Annotated in this window: 16 protein-coding genes and 1 pseudogene; 8 read left to right on the plus strand and 9 right to left on the minus strand. The window is 55.5% G+C overall.

The window, feature by feature from the left end:
- The first annotated feature begins 59 nt into the window (after window positions 1-59).
- Window positions 60-8642, plus strand: a complete 8583-nt coding sequence (locus F6R98_RS19350; RefSeq protein WP_228124973.1) for a non-ribosomal peptide synthetase — start codon at window positions 60-62, stop codon at window positions 8640-8642.
- Window positions 8643-9119: 477 nt separating this feature from the next.
- Here F6R98_RS19350 and F6R98_RS19355 read toward each other — a convergent pair whose 3' ends face one another.
- The 6 genes and pseudogenes from F6R98_RS19355 to F6R98_RS19380 all read right to left on the minus strand — a co-directional run bounded on the left by F6R98_RS19355 (window position 9120) and on the right by F6R98_RS19380 (window position 11651).
- Complete coding sequence (locus F6R98_RS19355) at window positions 9120-9536, minus strand: NHLP leader peptide family RiPP precursor (RefSeq protein WP_153250470.1); 417 nt, start codon at window positions 9534-9536, stop codon at window positions 9120-9122.
- A 129-nt stretch (window positions 9537-9665) separates the two neighbouring features.
- Complete coding sequence (locus F6R98_RS19360; protein WP_153250471.1) at window positions 9666-9872, minus strand: hypothetical protein; 207 nt, start codon at window positions 9870-9872, stop codon at window positions 9666-9668.
- Window positions 9873-9935: 63 nt separating this feature from the next.
- The gene (locus tag F6R98_RS19365; protein ID WP_153250472.1) at window positions 9936-10154 is read right to left on the minus strand and encodes a hypothetical protein; all 219 of its coding nucleotides are present in this window, start codon (window positions 10152-10154) and stop codon (window positions 9936-9938) included.
- 237 nt (window positions 10155-10391) lie between these two features.
- Window positions 10392-10637, minus strand: a pseudogene (locus tag F6R98_RS19370) (recombinase family protein).
- A 106-nt stretch (window positions 10638-10743) separates the two neighbouring features.
- Window positions 10744-11199 (minus strand): DUF2442 domain-containing protein, encoded by a 456-nt coding sequence (locus tag F6R98_RS19375; RefSeq protein WP_153250473.1) that lies wholly within the window; start codon window positions 11197-11199, stop codon window positions 10744-10746.
- Window positions 11196-11651 carry a hypothetical protein gene (locus F6R98_RS19380; RefSeq protein WP_228124974.1) on the minus strand — a complete coding sequence of 152 codons (456 nt, stop codon included), beginning with the start codon at window positions 11649-11651 and terminating at the stop codon, window positions 11196-11198. The genes F6R98_RS19375 and F6R98_RS19380 overlap by 4 nt, the downstream gene beginning before the upstream one ends.
- 668 nt (window positions 11652-12319) lie before the next feature.
- On the opposite strand from F6R98_RS19380, the gene F6R98_RS19385 reads away from it, so the two are divergent.
- The 7 genes from F6R98_RS19385 to F6R98_RS19415 all read left to right on the plus strand — a co-directional run bounded on the left by F6R98_RS19385 (window position 12320) and on the right by F6R98_RS19415 (window position 15378).
- A complete protein-coding gene (locus F6R98_RS19385; RefSeq protein ID WP_153250474.1) occupies window positions 12320-12496 on the plus strand; it encodes a CsbD family protein in 177 nt (58 codons plus the stop codon).
- A gap of 116 nt (window positions 12497-12612) precedes the next feature.
- On the plus strand, window positions 12613-12759 hold the full coding sequence (locus F6R98_RS19390) for a hypothetical protein (protein WP_153250475.1): 147 nt from the start codon (window positions 12613-12615) through the stop codon (window positions 12757-12759).
- Between the two features lie 127 nt (window positions 12760-12886).
- Window positions 12887-13411 (plus strand): peroxiredoxin, encoded by a 525-nt coding sequence (locus F6R98_RS19395; protein ID WP_153250476.1) that lies wholly within the window; start codon window positions 12887-12889, stop codon window positions 13409-13411.
- 519 nt (window positions 13412-13930) lie between these two features.
- Entirely contained in the window at window positions 13931-14245 is a 315-nt protein-coding gene (locus F6R98_RS19400) for a BON domain-containing protein (protein ID WP_153250477.1), read from the plus strand.
- Window positions 14246-14259: 14 nt separating this feature from the next.
- Entirely contained in the window at window positions 14260-14490 is a 231-nt protein-coding gene (locus F6R98_RS19405) for a DUF883 family protein (protein ID WP_153250478.1), read from the plus strand.
- Window positions 14491-14503: 13 nt separating this feature from the next.
- Window positions 14504-14944 (plus strand): phage holin family protein, encoded by a 441-nt coding sequence (locus F6R98_RS19410; RefSeq protein WP_153250479.1) that lies wholly within the window; start codon window positions 14504-14506, stop codon window positions 14942-14944.
- Window positions 14941-15378: a hypothetical protein gene (locus F6R98_RS19415; protein WP_153250480.1), complete on the plus strand. Its 438-nt coding sequence runs from the start codon at window positions 14941-14943 to the stop codon at window positions 15376-15378. Before F6R98_RS19410 ends, F6R98_RS19415 begins: the two co-directional genes overlap by 4 nt.
- Before the next feature lie 453 nt (window positions 15379-15831).
- Here the strand turns inward: F6R98_RS19415 and F6R98_RS19420 are convergent, their stop codons facing one another.
- From F6R98_RS19420 to F6R98_RS19430, 3 genes are all read right to left on the minus strand, one after another.
- Window positions 15832-16359 (minus strand): sterol desaturase family protein, encoded by a 528-nt coding sequence (locus F6R98_RS19420; protein ID WP_228124975.1) that lies wholly within the window; start codon window positions 16357-16359, stop codon window positions 15832-15834.
- Window positions 16360-16711: 352 nt separating this feature from the next.
- Entirely contained in the window at window positions 16712-16891 is a 180-nt protein-coding gene (locus tag F6R98_RS19425; protein WP_153250481.1) for a hypothetical protein, read from the minus strand.
- Between the two features lie 1078 nt (window positions 16892-17969).
- Window positions 17970-18647: a hypothetical protein gene (locus F6R98_RS19430; RefSeq protein WP_153250482.1), complete on the minus strand. Its 678-nt coding sequence runs from the start codon at window positions 18645-18647 to the stop codon at window positions 17970-17972.
- Between the last annotated feature and the right edge of the window lie 91 nt (window positions 18648-18738).

Here is an 18738-nt window from a genome sequence, read left to right on the forward strand (position 1 = left end):
CGGTTACGCTCCCCGTCCCGTTTCTACCCGAGTAATATTATCCCGCAAGGAGAACTATAGTGCGCTACCTCGAAGAGTCCAGACCGGCAACCGACGCTCACGCTTGCCAGAATTTTGTCGAGCTGCTGCACACGCGAGCCCACGAAAAGCCCGGCCAGACCGCCTATGTTTTCCTTGGCGACGGCGAAGCCGAAAGCGGACGCTTAAGCTTCGCCGAGCTGGACCGGCGCGCGCGCGCGATTGCCGCGCGGCTGCAGGCCATGCGCATGAACGGAGAACGCGCCTTGCTGCTGTACCCGCAAGGACTGGCCTATATCGAAGCTTTTTTCGGCTGTCTGTACGCGGGCGTCGTTGCGGTGCCGGCCTATCCGCCAACGCGCCAGCATCTGCAGCGTCTGCACGGTATCATGCGCGACGCCGCTCCGGCAGCCATTCTGACTACCGGGGAGCTGCTGCCCAAACTGCAGGACAGTCTGTCCATGCACGATGGATCGTGGCTGGCCAGCGACATCCTGAACGGCGGCGGCGCTGCGGCCTGGGAACATCTATCGCCCGAAACCGGCGACCTGGCGTTTCTGCAATACACCTCCGGCTCCACCGGCGACCCGAAGGGCGTCATGGTAAGCCATGGCAACCTGCTGGCGAATCAGGAAGCCATCAGGCAAAGCTTCGGGCATGACGAACATTCCACGGTAGTGGGCTGGCTGCCGCTCTATCACGACATGGGGCTGATCGGGAACATCCTGCAACCGCTGTATACAGGTTCCACCGCGATCCTGATGCCGCCGATGGCGTTTCTGGAAAAGCCGTTGCGCTGGCTGCAGGCGATTTCCACCTATCAGGCAACTACCTCGGGCGGTCCCAATTTCGCCTACGATCTTTGCGCGCGCAAAATCGGCGCAGCGCAAAAGCAGGGGCTGGATTTGAGTTCATGGCGACTGGCCTTTAACGGTTCGGAACCGGTACGCGCCGCAACCATGGGACGTTTTGCGGACGCCTTTGCCGAATGCGGATTCCAGCGCCAACGCTTTTTCCCCTGCTACGGCATGGCCGAAACCACGCTGTTCGTCAGCGGTGAAAATCTGACGTCGCCGCAAAGCGGAACGACGGCAAGCGTATCGTGCGGCGTCGTGGCCGCCCGGCACGAAGTCCGTATTGTCGATCCGGTCTCAAGGCTGGTTTGCGCGCCGGGGCAGGAAGGCGAAATATGGGTTTCCGGTCCCAGCGTCGCGCAAGGCTACTGGAAGCGAACGGAAGCCTCGGATGAAATTTTCCGCGCGCACATCGAACAGGACGCGTCCGGAACCCCCTATCTCAGAACCGGCGATCTCGGTCTGCTGCTCCAGGAACGCCTGCACATTACCGGGCGCATCAAGGACCTGATCATCATCCGCGGCCGCAATTATTACCCGCAGGATATCGAACTCGCGGCGACGGACGCGCTGGAAGCGCTGCGCAGCAATGCCTGCGCGGCATTTCCGGTCGCCGACCGGGACGAGGAAGGCATGGTGCTGGCCGCAGAAATCACCCGCGACGCGATGCGTCAGGCCGATTACGGCGCGATTTTCGCATCGCTGCGCAGCGTGCTGGCGGAACGCTGCGAGCTGACGCCGACCGCGCTGGTTTTACTGCCTCCCGGCGGCGTGCCGAAAACTTCGAGCGGAAAACTGCGCCGCCATGCCTGCAGGCAGGCGTATCTGAACGGAACGCTGCCGGAACTGGCGCGCTCCACGCATGCGGAAGGCAGCGCATGCAACGCAGCCGTTACGGAAAATCGCCGCATAGCGGCAGCAAGCGAGGACAGCGAAGCCGACGCGGACGCGCAACTGCTGCGAACCGCGCTGTCGATGCTGCCGGCCGCGCAACGCGCGCCGCTGGTCGCTAATTATCTGCGCAACGCCATCGCGCGGCTGCTGAAAGTGGCGGCTTCCGCCATTCCCGCCGATGTTCCTCTGGCCGCAACCGGCCTCGATTCGCTGAAACGCATCGAACTCAAACACCGCGCCGATCGCCTGTTGAACATCGACTCGCCGCTGTCGCTGTTCATGTCCGACGCCACGCTGGAAGATATAGCGCATCGCGTGTCGGAAGCCGTTCCCGTAAATGCGGAGCACAATAACGCCGTTGCGCAAACCTTCGAGCTATCGCCCGCGCAACTGTCGATGTGGACGATGCAGCAAATGGAGCCCGACAGCATCGTTTACAATCTGCATCTGGCATTGCGCGTCGACGGCGATGTCGACGCCGCGCTATTGCGCCAGGCCTTCGACGAACTGGCGGAACGCCATGCCATGCTGCGCACACGCTACCGTTCCGATCAAGGCCGGGTTACGCAAGCGCTGCTGCCCCTCTCGGAGATTCCGGAATTTTTCAGCGTCATGGACGCGCAGGAGTGGACGGAAACGGCATTACAGCACGATATGGCGCAGCGGTCGCATACGCATTTCGATCTGGCCGGCGGAAAGGTTTTTCACGCGACGCTCTATCGCCACGATCACAACGGGCAGGAGCAAACGCTGCTGCTCTGCGCTCATCATATCGCTGTCGACCTGTGGTCGGCGCTGATCCTTATAACCGAACTGAAAACGGTTTACAGCGCATTGGCGCAAGGACATCCAGCGAAGCCGAACCCGGTTGGCCCAGGTTATTCCGATTACGTTGCCCATCAGCATCGCTATCTGAACAGCCAGGCCTGCGAGCAGGACTGGAACTACTGGCGGCAGCGGCTGGCCGGCGACCTGCCGCTGCTGGCCTTGCCTACCGATTACCCCAGACCCAATTCGGCGGATTATCGCGGCGCGGCGACCGTCTTCAGGCTGAACAAGGAAACGGCGCGGCAACTGAAAACGCTGGCGGCGCAGCAACGCGTCAGCCTGTTTACCCTGCTGCTGGCCGCCTATAAAACGCTGCTGCACCGTTATTGCCGCCAGAACGATCTGATCGTCGGCGTACCCGGCAGCGGACGCGATCAGGCGCGTTTTGCGCAGGTGGTCGGCGTGTTCGTCAATCCGCTGCCGCTGCGCACGCATCCGATTGCCGACAAGCCGTTTCCAGACTATCTGCGCGAAGTCAACGCTGCGTTACGTGTCGCGATGGAACATCAGGCCCTCCCGTTCAATGTGCTGGTGGATCGTTTGCAGCCGGAACGCAGCGGCGATCATTGGCCGGTATATCAAACCCTGTTCGTATTACAGCAGGCGCAGACCGGCATCGCCGATGACCTGGTTCAAATCAGCCTGGGCGAAAAAGGCGAACCGCTGATCTGGGACGGCTGGCTAGTGCAATCCGTCGCGTTGCAGGAACGCGTGGAGAACTTCGATTTAAAACTGATGGCGGCGGAAAATCAGGACGGCCTGACATTTTCCTTCCAGTACCGGCAGGCGCTATTCCAGCCCGCTACCGTTGCGCGTCTGGCGCGGCAGTTCAATACCTTATTGCACGGCATCGTTGAAACGCCAACGGCCTGCCTGGGCGATCTGCCGCTACTGGACAGCAAAGAACGGCGGCAGATGCTGACGCAATGGAATGCGACGCGCAACGACTACCCTGCGCACTGCCGCCTGCATGAATTTTTTGAAGAACAGGCGGCAACCCGGCCCGATGCGACGGCAGTGATCTGCGGCGAAGAGCGCATCGCTTACGGCGAACTGAACCGACGCGCCAATCAGCTGGCCAACTATCTGCAGGCGGTCGGCGTCACGGCGGAAACAACGGTCGGACTGTGCGTGGAACGCTCGCTCAACGCGATAACCGGCATGCTGGCGATACTCAAGGCCGGCGGCGTTTACGTGCCGATAGACCCCGCCTACCCTCGCGAGCGCATCGCCGATACCCTGGCCGATTGCGGCGCAACGCTGCTGCTGACCCACGCGCGCTGGCGCGAGCATCTGCCGGAAACCGACGCAAAAATCATCTGCCTGGATCGCGACTGGGCGCACATCGCCACGCAAACGCACGACTCCGCGCCGAAGCTGGCGCAAGCATCCAACGGCGCTTACCTGATCTACACCTCCGGCTCGACCGGTAAAGCCAAAGGCGTAGTGGTCAGCCATGAAAACGCCATTGCTTCGATGCTGGCGCGTCCCCGCTTTTATCGGGAAACGGTAGACGGTTTCCTGCTGCTGTCTTCGTTCGCCTTCGACAGCTCGATAGCCGGCATCTTCTGGACCTTGAGCCAGGGCGGACGCTTATGTCTGCCAGGTGAAGACAGCTATCAGGATACCGAGACGCTATGCGCCCTGATTGCGCGCGAGCGCCTGACGCATCTGCTGTGTCTGCCGTCGCTCTACAATCTGCTGCTGGAATCGGGCAAAAATCACGCGCTGGATATGCTGCGCACCGTCATCGTCGCCGGCGAAGCCTGCCAACCGGCCCTGGCGGCCAAACATTACCGCTATCTGCCGGAAACCTCGCTCTGCAACGAATACGGCCCCACCGAAGCCAGCGTCTGGAGCAGCGCCTACCGCATTCCCGCCGATACAGCCGAATCCCTGCCCAGCATCCCGATCGGACAGCCGATAGCCAACAGCCGCATCTACGTGCTGGACAGCCGCCTGAACCCGGTCCCGGTCGGCGTCTGCGGCGAAATCCATATCGGCGGCGCAGGTGTCGCGCGCGGTTATTTCAACAGGCCGGATTTAACCGCCGAACGTTTTTTTCCCGATCTTCTGCAAGCGGAAAGCGGCGCGCGCATGTACCGTACCGGCGATCTGGCGCGCTGGAACGCGGACGGCATGCTGGAATTTATCGGACGCAGCGATCAGCAGGTCAAGATACGCGGTTTCCGCATCGAACTCGGAGAAATCGAAACCCGGCTCAACCTGCATCCAGCGGTAAAGGAAACGGCGGTCGTCGTTGCCGAAGACTCCTCCGGAACCAAGCGCCTGATCGCTTATTGGGTTGCGCAAGATGAAACCACGGCGGAAGCGCTGCGCGCCTTTTTGAAAGCAAGCCTGCCTGATTATATGGTGCCGGCGCTGTTCATCGCGATGGAGGCGATGCCACTGATGCCGAACGGCAAACCGGACCGGCGCGCGCTGCCCGAGCCCGATTACAATGCTTTGTCCGCCAAGTACGCAGCGCCGGAAAACGCCGTGCAGACCGTTCTGGCGCAAGCGTGGGCCGAAGTATTGCGCGTGGAACGCGTTGGAATATACGACAACTTTTTCGACCTGGGCGGCGACTCCATTCTGGCGATACAGGTTGCGATCCAGGCGCACAAGGCCGGGCTGTCGCTGAATCCGCGCCAGATATTCCAGCATCAAACCGTGGCCGGACTGGCGGCGGCGCTACAGTCCGCTACGCAATCGGAGGTCACGGAAACCGTGGCGGACAGCCCGGCCATGGCGCTTTCGCGTCTGACGCGGCAGGAGCTGGACGCGCTGCCGCTCGATCAGGCCGACATCGAAGACGCCTACCCGCTGACGCCGCTACAGGAAGGCATGCTGTTTCACAGCCTGATGGCCCCGCATTCCGGCATTTACCTGATGCAGGACCGTTTCACGCTAAAAGGCGTTCTGTCCCCGGAACTGTTCGGCCAGGCCTGGGGCATGGTCATCCAGCGTCATCCGGTGCTGCGCACCTGCTTTGCCTGGAACACAGCTTCAGTTCCGCATCAAATCGTCCACCGCCGCATCGAACCGCCGTTCGACTATTTCGACTGGCGCGAACGGCCCGAAACCGAACAAAAAAGCGGGCTGGACAAGCTGCTGCGCGAGGAGCGCGAACAGGGTTTCGATCTGGAACGCCCGCCGCTGCTCAGGCTGCGCTTAATCCGCCTGAAAGAAGACCGTTACTGGGCGATACGCAGCCACCACCATATCCTGCTGGATGCCTGGTGCACCTCGCTGCTGTTGATGGAGTTCAAGGCCTGCTACGACGCGCTGGCCGCCGGACAGGCGCAGCAACGACCGCCCGCATCGCCGTTCCGCCACTATATCGGCTGGCTGCAGGCGCAGGACGAAACAGCGGAAGCAAACTTCTGGCGCGGCTATCTGGCCGGTTTCGAAGAACCGACGCCGCTGGTGGTCGACCGTATCGCGCACGAAGACCCCACGGCGGAAATGGCCGACATCGCGCTGCAACTGCCGGAAACCGTTACGCGGCAGCTGCACGATATGGCGCAGCACTGCCGGGTCACGCTGAATACGCTGGTGCAGGGCGCCTGGGCGATATTACTCAGCCGCTACAGCGGCGCGCGCGACGTGCTGTTCGGCATCACCGTCGCCGGACGCCCGGCGGAGTTGGATCACGTCGAAGAAACTCTCGGACTGTTCATCAACGGCCTGCCGCTGCGCGTCGCCATCGATCCGCAACAGCCGCTGCAGGCGTTTCTGCAGGCGCTGCTGCGGCAAAACCTCGAACTGCGCCAGTTCGAATACACCGCGCTGACGCAAATCCGCGAATGGGGCGGATTGCCGTCCGATCAGGAATTGTTCCAGCATCTGCTCACCTTCGAAAACGCGCCGATCGACCCCAAGCTGCGCGAACACAGCGACACCTTCGAGTTTACCGGCGTGGAAGTGCGCACCCATACCAACTACCCGATCACGGTGATGGTGATACCGGAGGACAGCCTGCATCTGCAGATATCCTATCAATGCGCGCGCTTCGAAGCGCCGGCTATCGAACGCATGCTCGCGCATCTGCGCCAGTTGCTGGAAGATATCGTCGCCTGTCCGCGCAAACGCGTCGGCGAACTGAACATGCTGACCGCGCCGGAACGGCGGCAACTGCTGCTCGACTGGAACCGCAGCGAACACCCTTATCCGGAACCGGCGGACTGGGTTGCTTGCTTCGAAGCGCAGGCCGCCCGGACGCCGGACGCGATTGCCGTTTCCTGCCGGGGTGTGTCGTTGAGCTACCGCGCGCTGAACGAACGCGTCAACCGGCTGGCCGGCGTATTGAGTAGCACTGGCGTCGGGCCGGATGTGCTGGTCGCGCTGCTCAACGATCGCGGCATCGAGTTCGCGGTGATGATGTTCGGCGTATTCAAGGCCGGCGGCGCGTACCTGCCGCTCGACCCGGCCTACCCGGACGAACGCATCGCGCAGGTGCTGACCGAAAGCCGGACGCCGTTCGTACTGGCGGGCGCGGCGCATCTGCCGCGCGTGCGCGCCGTGCTCGATTCGGCGTCCGCCGCGAACAACGGCGCGGCGCGGCTGCTGTCGCTGCCCGAGCTGGAAACGCAAGGCGCATGCGCCGACGCCGGCAACCCTGTGCGCCTGCACAGCGCCGAAAACCTGGCGTTCGTCATTTTCACCTCCGGCTCGACCGGCACGCCGAAAGGCGCGATGGTCGAACATCGCGGCATGTTCAACAACCTGATCACCAAAGTGCCGAGGCTGAAATTGAGCGGCAGCGACATCATCGCGCAGACCGCCGGACAATGCTTCGACATTTCGGTCTGGCAGCACCTGACCGCGCTGGTGCGCGGCGCGCGCGTCGAGATTTTCAGCGACGACATCGTCAAGGAACCCGGCCTGCTGCTCAAGGAACTGGAAGCGCGCGGCGTGACCATACTGGAAGCGGTGCCGTCGATGATCCAGGCCCTGCTCGACCTGTCCGACAGCCACAGCCTGCACAGTCTGCGCTGGCTGATCGCCTGCGGCGAAGCCTTCTCCCCGGAACTGTGCCGGCGCTGGATGCTGCGCTTTCCGCACATCCGCGTACTGAACGCCTACGGCCCGGCGGAATGCTCCGACGATGTCTCCTATTACGAAGTGCCGGAGCCGCCCGCCGAACACGAAACCGTGGTGCCGGTCGGCCGGCCGGTACACAACACCCGGCTGTACCTGCTTGACGCGCGGCTGGAGCCGGTGCCGGTCGGCGTCCCGGCGGAAATCTGCGTGACTGGCATCCAGGTCGGACGCGGCTATCTGCACCGCGCCGAACTGACCGCCGAAAAATTCCTGCCCGATCCGTTCGGCCCCGCAGGCGATCGCCTGTACCGCACCGGCGATCTTGGCCGCTATCGCGAGGACGGAAGCATCGAGTTCCTCGGGCGCATCGACCACCAGCTCAAAATTCGCGGCTTCCGCATCGAACCGGCGGAAATCGAACTGCAAATGCTGAAACTGGAGCCGGTCGAACAGGCGCTGGTGGTGGCGAGCAAAAACCGCCGCAACGAGCTGCGCCTGGTCGCCTACCTCGTCGCCAAAGCGGACAACGCGCACAGCGACGCCGAACTCGCGCTGCAACTGCGCGCCTACCTGAACGCCCACCTGCCCCACTACATGGTGCCGTCCGACTTCGTGCGGCTGGACGCGATGCCGCTCAGCGCCAACGGCAAAATCGACCGCAAGAAGCTGCCGGAACCGGACGGCTCGGCGCTACGCGAATCGGCCTATGTTGCGCCAACCAATCCGACCGAAGAATTGCTGACGGAAATCTGGCAGGAAGTGCTGGAAGTAAAGCGGGTGGGTATTCGGGATAACTTTTTCGACATGGGCGGGCATTCGCTGCTGGCAGTAAGGGTGCTGTCGCGGGTACGGGCGACATTTGGGGTGGAGATACCGTTGCAGCGGCTGTTCGAGGCGGCTACGGTTGAGCAGCAGGCGGAACTGGTGGAGGCGCGTTTAATTGAGATGCTGGAGGGCATGAGTGAAGAGGAGGTTGAGGGGTTGTTGGGGGAGGAAGGGTAAGTGGAATGGGCGGTTTACCTGTCAAGGGTGACAGGTGTTGCTGGCATCATGTCTGGTATATATTGACTGCCATTGCCTATGACGTATCTTTGGTTTTTGTCAGGATGTACTAAAATTTAATAACTATATAATTTATTGTGTATTTTTGAAAAAATACCAAATAATGTACAACAAGTATGATGCAAAGTTTTGCGTCTTTGGGTTTGCTGCTTCACGTTGAACTCAACGCGCTCAAAAAACCGGTTGAATGCCGTTATCTTTCTCGATGTCCACGTTTCGTACCCCGGCGAAAATGCAAATAGCTTGACAAGCCGGGTACTGCCAAGGTATCAAATCCCCATATCAACCGTCGTGCCAGGCGGTTCAGTTCAACAAGGTTTATCCGTCGCCGGTGAACGCCGAGCTTCGTATCTGGCTAATCTTGGCGACGGATAAACGCTATTCGTTATATTTATTCTTGCCTCTATATCCGCCGCGTTAGTTGACACCTGCCTTCTTTCGCGCTTCCGCAGTGTTAGGGATGACCGTAGAGCGATCAGTTAAAATGTCCACGTTCGTATCATGTCTTGGTTTTATCCTTATCCACCCAGGTCTTACGCCACGTTGGTTTGGGTGCAGAACGCGCTGACCTCCGACAATATGGCTTAGTTCGTCGTCAGATAATGCACTTTCTCTTTGCGGAATAACCATATGAAATACAGTATTGGTGTCTTCCACAGCTTTGACGGTAATGCCTTCCGCTACTTCGAAGCCTTCTTCCTTTAACGTTTCTGCTGTATTCGCCAACAACTTGGCCTTGAAAGCTTCATCCGCCCAGCACTTGGCAATCAGGCGCGCGAATTGTTCGTCGTGTTCGTCGTATTCCGGGTGTTGTTCTGCTGCTACATCGTTCATTTTGTTACTCCTTCTATAATAGGTAAGATTGCCTTGTATACTTTTATCAAAAGGTTGTGCCACAATTTGCACCCGATAATAGGATGGAGCCATTTCAGGCTTCGCAAAAGTGGCGACGCAATGTTATTTTTATCCTCTTGAATTTGGTCCAGGAGGTGGATTTACTGTATGGGTGTGGGTGTCACGAAGTCTGGTGCCATTCTTCAATACTCGACCCTCTTGAGATGAGCCTGAAAAGTCAACGCGTTGCCCACCTACCACATCATCCAACTCATTTTCTGATAACACAGTAGCCTGATTTTTAATGTCTTTCTGCTCGGATTCATTTTCGCTCATGACTGACCTCATTCAAGTAAATAAAAATGTTTGAAGTGTGATCGCGCTTGTTTCCAACCTGCCTCATATAAAGCGCATTGTAACGGCGCAGTTAAACTCTAAGTAACACGCGTTGCCAAAAAGTTCTCGTCTTTTTAGCTCGCGCTCGCTGCGTATCCTGACTCGCTGGCGTTGGTCAGGGTCCTGTTGCGCCTGTTCGATCAACGAATCTATCGCCGTCGCCAACTGTGTTTTAGTGGCGGTTTCGAGATTCAGCATATCGAGTTTAATCTGTAAATTCATAATGTTATGATCCCTGGTTCCAGACGGATAATTACGCTGTAACCCGCATGGCTACAGCGTTTCGCACAGCTTTGCTCGCATGGAATCACGCTTGCCAATGCGTATTCAGGGATACCGACAAGCGTTGCCAATCGACTCCGGCAACCAGCCATTCCCACTGCTCCTGAGTTACTTCAACGCAATGATCGCCGGCTTTGCTTTAAGCGAGATGAAACCGCCGCGTGGGCCGCTGGACGCTTACTTTGTAGATCGGCCAGCCACCGCGTTGACCAGTTGCGGCAATGACCGGCCCAGCCGGTCTAGCTTCCAGACGACGAGCGTATCCCCTGCCATCAGTTTTTCCAGGCATCAAGCAAGTTCCGGGCGCTTGCTTGATGCGCCGGTTGCGGTGTCGGTGTACTCGCAGTCTGCCTTTTTCAGTGCGGCAATTTGCAAATCTGTTTTTTTGTCGTCGGTCGAGACGCGCGCATACCCATATTTCATGGCTTATTGTTAGACAAAATTGATAGACTCTCAAGCATTTGATTTCATGTGAATGCACTTTTGTCTAAAAAACCTTCGGTTTTTAGACAAAGTACCGCCGTCTGCGTCAAACGGTGTTATGTGCCGGGTTACGGGGGCGACCACCCTTCTGGCCGTTCGTGCGCGATGAGGTTGCCTTGGTGGTACTGCGGCGGCTACCATTGCGAATGGCAATGACTGTAGCTGCCATTTCCATTAGTGGATTGCTGGCCGACACTAAGCCAGCAATCGAGACATGCAAGTCGCGTTCGTCCAGGCACAGCGCACTACCGCCGAAACCTACAGCCAACTGCTCTAGTTCGGCTATGCTCAACTCGGCTAGTTCCGGGTAGTTTTTCACCGGCAAAGCTACAGCGCTTTCATCGGCGAAACCGATCAATAAGGATTGGAGTACAGGAAGGTATTGTACGGCTATCGCGTGTAGGCCTTGACTGCGCTGCTTTCTGCCGCGCGCTATTGCTTGCTCCAATACTGCTTCTGTTACTGGTTCATCAAATCGTTCCTGTGCTTTTATTGTTTTCATAGCCGAATCTCCATGAAGTTGGACTGCCCTTCTAATTGCAACACCGTTTTGTAAGCCCCCGCGTCGAAACGTGCGTATTTAATTATGCTTGCACTGGACTGGCGATTTTTGGCGCTCGCCACCTCACTAGCTTCTGTATCCCATAGCTGGTTAATCAAGCAAACTGTTTGCAGGTTGCGCCACCAAATTTCACGAGCGCGCCGTAGGTGGGATGGTTGTTTTATCGTCTGTCGCAGGTTTTCCAAAACCGCTACAGTCGGCTTGTTTTGCACTGGCAGTACATCTAACAGCCGCACGCCGTTATGCCAGAAACTAAACTCGAAACGTGCTTCCCATTCGTTAGCGCCGACATGCACATGTGGTGGACAGTGTTCGTTCCGTGTCAGGACGGCAATCAGCAGCCCGTTGTGTATACAGACCTTCATATAACCAAACTGTTGGGTTTTTAGCAATTATACGCTCGTTTCGGTGTTTTTACTTTGTCGGCCACAAATAGGGGCCAGCTTGCTACCAGTGTCGGAAAATACATGTTTTGCGACAGGCCCCGCCAGTGCTGGATTTGCGGAGTTGACGGAAAAATCTGGGGTTCCGGCGTACATCCCCCGAACGTGGCGAACTCGACGCCATGCGCCAAGAGCTGGCCGAAGCCCGAGCCACGGCCAAATAGTCCGGAGAAGAAGCCGCCGCGAGCTCCGCGGCAAACTGGCGGCTTTGACCGAGCGCGACAGCGCCGCAACCGAAACACGCGCGGTCATTACGCCCGCCTCAGCGCTACCCAGCCCACCCGCGCCGGAATCGAAGAAAAAAACAGTCCCGGCAAAAGCTAAACATGGCTGAGAATATTAAGTCTTCAAGCCGATCATGATTCCGCCCACTAGTGAATAAAACGGGTCTTCCGATGCTGGTTACCGGCTGTCGCTAGGCAAATGTGTTGCCATCTATTTCATGGCCGGAATGACGGACGTTTTTCCACAGGCTGATAAATTTAGCTAATCAGGCAACAGTTTAATTATGTGCGCTGCCGAACCGACCGTATACAGTTTTGCATATATGATTTTAAACCAAGTCGTGGGAAACATTTTCCAGGCTTGGGTTATGACTCATACATCAGGAGACACTCATGAACAAAGATCAAGTAAAAGGCCGAGTCGAAAAGACCAAAGGTACCGTCAAGGAAGCCGCTGGCGTGATACTGGGCGACGCGGCTATAGAAGCGAAAGGGGATATTCAAAAGAACGTCGGCAAAGTTCAGGCAGGCTTTGGTGATCTCAAGGAAAATATTAAGAAAGGCCGCTAAACGAGCGCTGTAGTGCTGTGCAGGTAAGTTCTGGACAGGCTCTTTTTATTATATTTCATATATTTACCTGTGGCGCGTATCGCCGTCAATTGACGGCCTCTTATGGAGAAACACAAATGCTTGAAAATTTAAGCGGGGTTAATTATGTGGTTACCACTATTGTAACCGCCATGGTCGATGTAATAGCAAGCACCGCCAAGACTATTGCCGCTCTATTCCGAGAATTGGCTTGGTACCCTACCATGGCAATAATTCGCGCCTGATTGATTTTATGCTGAGAGGATGGCTGGAACCTATATGATTTCCAACGAGCTTTGCCGGTTATAAATCAATTCAGGTATTTTAATTAATTTTTCAATTATTTTACATTTAATAATAAGGAGCGCAACAATGCTTACCGTGCCTGATGTAATTTTTAAAACGCGCGTTCGTGACGAAAGTATCGTCGGCGACAATAAATTTCGCTGGCAGGGTTTAAGCACCGATGAAATATTTAAAGATAAAAGCATTGTTGTTCTGGCGCTTCCTGGTGCTTACACGCCTACCTGTTCAAGCAAACACCTACCCGGATATGAAGCAAAATATCAGGAACTTATTAATCAGGGCATTGATGAAGTTTACTGCATCAGCGTTAATGATGCTTTTGTCATGTTTCAATGGGGACAGCATCTGGATATTAAGCATGTAAAACTTTTGCCAGATGGAAATGGCGATTTCACCCGAGCAATGGGAATGCTGGTAAAAAAGGAAAATGTTGGTTTTGGCAGTCGTTCATGGCGTTATTCAATGATTGTCGATGATAAAAATATTATCAAACTATTCAGCGAACCCGGCAAGATTGATAACTGTACAGATGATCCATTTACTGCAAGCGATGCCGATACCCTGCTGGAGTATTTAAAACATAATAAATGAGACTATTATTGCCATTGATTCTACCTGAATTTACAAACGAGAAACGCCAATGACTCAATATGACTATGACCTGTTTGTAATTGGCGCGGGCTCGGGAGGCGTGCGCGCAGCAAGAATGGCATCAGATCAGGGTGTAAGAGTAGCCATTTTCGCCGCACGCTTTTTTACCTCAGGATAAAGAGAGGTTGTTATGGGTAAATATCTGATTGGGTGGTTATTAGGCGTTCCGACAATTGTGCTGGTTATTATTTATCTGATTTTTGGAAAGTAAAGGAGTTCAGTATGTCGAAACGATCAGATTTACTCGCACCCCATGATAACCGGTTTACTAATAACGACCGTGGCCGTCAGAGCCGAAAGCGCAGCTCCGATAGCAGCACCTGTTAGTTCTGTACTCGAATCCGCGCATATCGAAAACTACGCAGAGCGTTCCAAGGCGAAGGACATCTTTGAGCAGGCTCTGAGGTTCTTTTTTCTTCAGCCTTCGCGATAGGCAAACACTGGAGTGGAGATTTAGTCATGAAACATTTTTTTAGATTTTTTAGTGCATTTATCTTGGCCCTGACGTTAATGACTGCCGCTGGTTGTGCATCGACACAAAAGAAGGAAGGAACAGGGGAGTATGTTGACGACACAGTCATTTCCACCAAAGTCAGGTCGGCCCTGCTGAGTGAGCCGAACTTGAAATCCGCCGAAATCAACGTTGAAACCTTCAAGGGCATTGTGCAATTGAGCGGCTTCGTGACTTCCAGTGCAGATATCAGTAAAGCGGTTGAGATAGCGCGAGGCGTCAATGGCGTGAAATCGGTCAAGAATGACATGCATCTTAGATAGGGGAGAAAATAATTATGGAAACTTTAGACAAAGCAACTCATTCCGCACATGAAGCGTTCGATAATATCGCCAGCGCAGCCAGTCAGGCCGCGGAGGCGCTTGGCGAAAAAGGAGAGCAACTGCAACATGCGGAAAAGCAATTGGTCGAGAATTGCCGCAGTTATATCCGTGGCAACCCCATTACGTCGCTGGGTATTGCGGTTGCGGCCGGCTTTTTACTAAGCCGCCTGTTAAGCGGTCGTTAGATCGTCAAACATCATGCCCACGAAGGACGCTCCGGAGAGTGAAACTTCCGGGGACAGCGCACACGGCGATCCTGTGGACGAATCCAGCGTACTGGACGATGTTCGGTCGTTATTGCACGATCTGCGTGGGTTAACGCATGATTGCTTCCACCTCGTTGCGCTGGAAACGCGACGGGCGGGCGAGAGCCTGGTCGGTATGATCGTGGCGGGGGTCATGGTCGCTGTTTTGTTAAGCGGCGCGTGGCTGGGGCTTGTGGCTGCCGCCGTGCTTGAGCTGGTTGATAATGGCGTCAAGGCGGGCAGCGCCATGCTGCTTGCCGTCGCTTTGAATTTGCTGCTGGCGCTGATTCTCTGTGGCTTGATACGCCGCAAGAGTCGTTACTTACAATTTCCCGCAACTCTCCGCAGTCTTCATCCTCCGCCCTCAAGCCGCCGAAATGCGGAAAAAACATGATGACAACCTGCATTCGGAACCGAAGAAAATCCAAGTCTCTGAAAATCCAAATCAGGGATGCGGAACAGCAGTTGTCGAACCGTCAACGAAGGTGCGGTGTTCGCGCCGCTACGCTGACCCGGAAGATACACCAACAGTTGATCGCTCCGGCAAGCTTGCTGCTGGCGGGCAGCATCGGATTTATCATCGGCGAATTTACCAAGCGCCAAATCCCCAACAACCGTGGTGCTGCCGATAAGCCAGACGCTACCGAGACTACGCCGCTGAGAACCGCGCTGAAACTTATGGCTTCGGCGCGCACGATATATGCGGCCTTGCCTCTGGCATGGATTATGAGGTCACTCCATCATCCGGACGCGTCGGGCCAACCACCCAAACGGCGGTTCTACGTGGCGGAGACAACCAATCCGTTCAACTTAAGCGATTTTCAATAAACATCGAAACTATGCAGCTACCGTTGTATCTCGCTGTAGGAACGGGCTTTAGCCCGCGAAAGAGGCCGATCGCAGCTAAAGGCCGCTGTTTTATTCGAAGAATATATTGCCCCCTCCGCTTCCTTGATGGCCTTCTCTTCTGATCGAATCAGATTTGGGCAAAACGGAACGGGTGTTGATGAGGCGCTATGGCGAAGTGGCGTGGCTGGATATTGTCGCGTATCCGCAGATGCTGCGGCGTGCCGCCATTTTTTGCGAAACCTGCCGGGACATCCGAGTCTCCTGCAGGAGCAAAAAATAGGCGACCGCTTTGCCTTCGACTGTCCCGGTCATCCCCGCTCAATGCTTTTTCGCTGGCCTTGCAGGACTCCTGCTGAATCCCGCCCAGTGCTAAGGCTTCGGGGGACTACTCGACTCGCTCGCTTCGCCTGGCTCCATGTCTCGCAGCGCTGGTTAGCCGTGCATACTTAATGATTTGTTTATTATGGGTAACTGCTCCTCCGAGCTGATCGGATATTCGTGCCTGGAGCCCATGACTCGGTCGAACCACGGCCAAGCCACGCACCAATTGGCTTCGCTGTTCTGCGCCATATGATGTTGATAATGCCAGGGGAGCTTGCGTCTGGCCCAGTCGGGATCGAGGTGAGATTTGCGATGCCTGATGTAATAGCACGCGAGTCCCACATACATTCCGGCAACATAACCCGGCACACACATCAGCAAGGGGATGTGCCCGAGCACGACCACCAGCAAAAACAGCGCTTCCTTACCCTGTGTATTCCAACGTAGCGGCCATCCTTGGTATCCATGATCAAGCATGCCGTTTTCCTGGCATACCCGATGATGTTCATGCCAGTGATATGCCCAGATGCTGTCTGGGCGCTTGCCCTGTCCATGTAGCACATACCGGTGTATCAGCCATTCTCCGGCATTCTCTATCAGCAAACCGAGCGGAATTCCCAGCAATAGATTAAGCAACACTGCGAGTATCTTGCATTTTTGTCATGACAGACTTCATAAAAAGATGCTGGTACAATTTTCCGTTTTTTGGTGCGACAGTCATTTTCAATTAATGTGAGTTCAGCCTGATATTCATTCTCAGTTAATTTGAGCCTGCCAATGCGCTGATTGCGAGCTGGACCATTTTCGATTGCAAGCCGGTACAATTAGGGAAGCTTACCGTTGTGCGAACTTCAGCGAGTAGTCAAAAGTGGGTAAGCAATGCAATCAAAATGATTAATGGAATCGGTACGCCAAGCAATAAAAGTAAAAGTGAGCGCATGATTTATCTCCAGGAATTTAATTCGAAAATAGAAGGATAGCGCAGCACAAATTAGCTGAACGAAGTGTTATCGGTATGGATTACCCGATCCCGCTGTTTTCCGCCAAACGTTGCCGCCAGACTCGTTACAAAGGCGCCAGACAATAGTGCCACGAACATCCACAGTGCGGAATGGGCTGCCGTTTTGCGCGCATATTCGGTAGTCTGCTTTGCGTTTTGCTCAGTGTCCACGATTGCGGTGTGCGCTTTATTAAATACGTCGTTGACACGCTTTTCGGCATCAACCGGAGATAGACCTGTCCGTTAGGCAATGATTTTCGCCAGATATTGGCGATCCTCCGGCGGCAAACCATTTGCTCGTAAGCCGTTGGCAAAAATCCGGCTTACCTCAATCCGGGCAGCACTATAGTCCTTTCCAACGTTTACTTGGGCCGGGACATTGGGCAAAAACAGCCTCCTACTGTTTAATATTCGCCATTTTCAGACAACTCTCGGCGCAGTCACGGCATGCCTCGACGCATTCATCCATACCGCCGATCTTCTCGCAATCCGTCGCGCATGCCTCGCAGACTTCGGCGCAGATTTCGCACAGACGATGCTGAAAATGAGAGCTACCGAGCTGAAAATTGGCCGATGTCTGGCAGATCTCGGCGCAACTGATCATGAGACGGAAATGCTCTGCCTCAATATGCTTTCCGCCTGTCTTGAGGCAGTGGTTCATCGCGATTTGCAGGCAGACCTGATGGCAACGGCTACATGCCTCTATTACAGGCGTGCATGGCGTGATCCGTGTGGGATGGCTGATTCATGGGGTTCTCCAAAGGTAAAGATATAAACGTGGCCAAACTTTCGACCGCGAACCAGGCTTCGGAGCGGGACTGGGTCGCGCGTTAAAGCCTTGGAAAAACTTTAGCCGCAGAACCAGCCGCAGTCGGTACGGTGTCACACATTGTCAATGCCGATTTAAAACTGACACACTTTTGTAGCGAATGTTGATTTAAAACTGATACACCCCCATTACATTATCGTGCCGCTTATATCGCCGGCAACGCCCCTTTAGCCTTAACCATGCCCGCTGCTCGCTGATGCTTTACTCGGTAGCTCTCACCGGCAATCGGCACGATGCGAGCGTCATGGAGCAGGCGATTGTAACTTTTCAAAGTCGGTGTCAGCAGCAATTAGCGAAAACCCGTGTATTACCTTGATTGACGGAAACTAAATTGTCATAGTCGATGTCACCCGTCGTTCGTCGGCCTCTGTTGTCTAAAAACCTTCGTTTTTTAGACTCAAGGTCGCTCTAGCCGTGTGGTCATATAGGATTTGCCGCGCGCTTCAGTATCTCAGTCACAAGCTCTGGCTCGGCGTTTTGCAGGCGCAGCTTACGATTGGGCGCGATGTGAGAGAACGCTTCGGCCAGAATAGTCATATCATGCCCCAAGCCGTTCGACATCAAGGTCGCTTTCAGCAATCCAAAGCTGGTGCCGGCAGTGATTTCATCCATGCTTTGCCGCGTGACCGCCAAGTTCGAGCGTAAGGTCGCAATCGCGTCGATCGCTTCTTTTTCCACGGCCAGTAGCTTTGTCCCAAGGCTATCAGTAAAAGGCATTTGACGGGGCCTGTATGGGCTCATGTCCAATGTATCAGCTACTGACCCGTCAGCTCGTCGGCTGTGGATGGCCGCATCGACGAGCCGCTTGGCATCCATTAGCCCACAAGCCACATCGACCAGCTCAGCCGCAATCAGTGTCTTTAACTTTTCTACCTGGCCTGCCTGTTCCTGCTCAGCCTTGAATCTCTCGTTTGCCCGATTGATCCAGTTGCCTAACAGAAGCGCCGCACCACCGAACAACGCACCGGCAAGGCCTGCGGCAGCACCTAGATCGAATCCCCAAGGTCTGCATGCCACGACGTACAACCCGAATCCAGTCAGCACCACGAACAGTACCCAGTCGATATGGTTCATGACGAAGCGCTTAATGGCGTTCATTGTTGTCTGCGCTTGGAACAGCGGTCGCAACTGTATCCATTATTGATTTCCCCGTAAATGTTTGGTGATTGTTAATTGTATTACCCGTCTT

This window comes from Candidatus Methylospira mobilis, from assembly GCF_009498235.1.
Lineage (GTDB): Bacteria > Pseudomonadota > Gammaproteobacteria > Methylococcales > Methylococcaceae > Methylospira > Methylospira mobilis.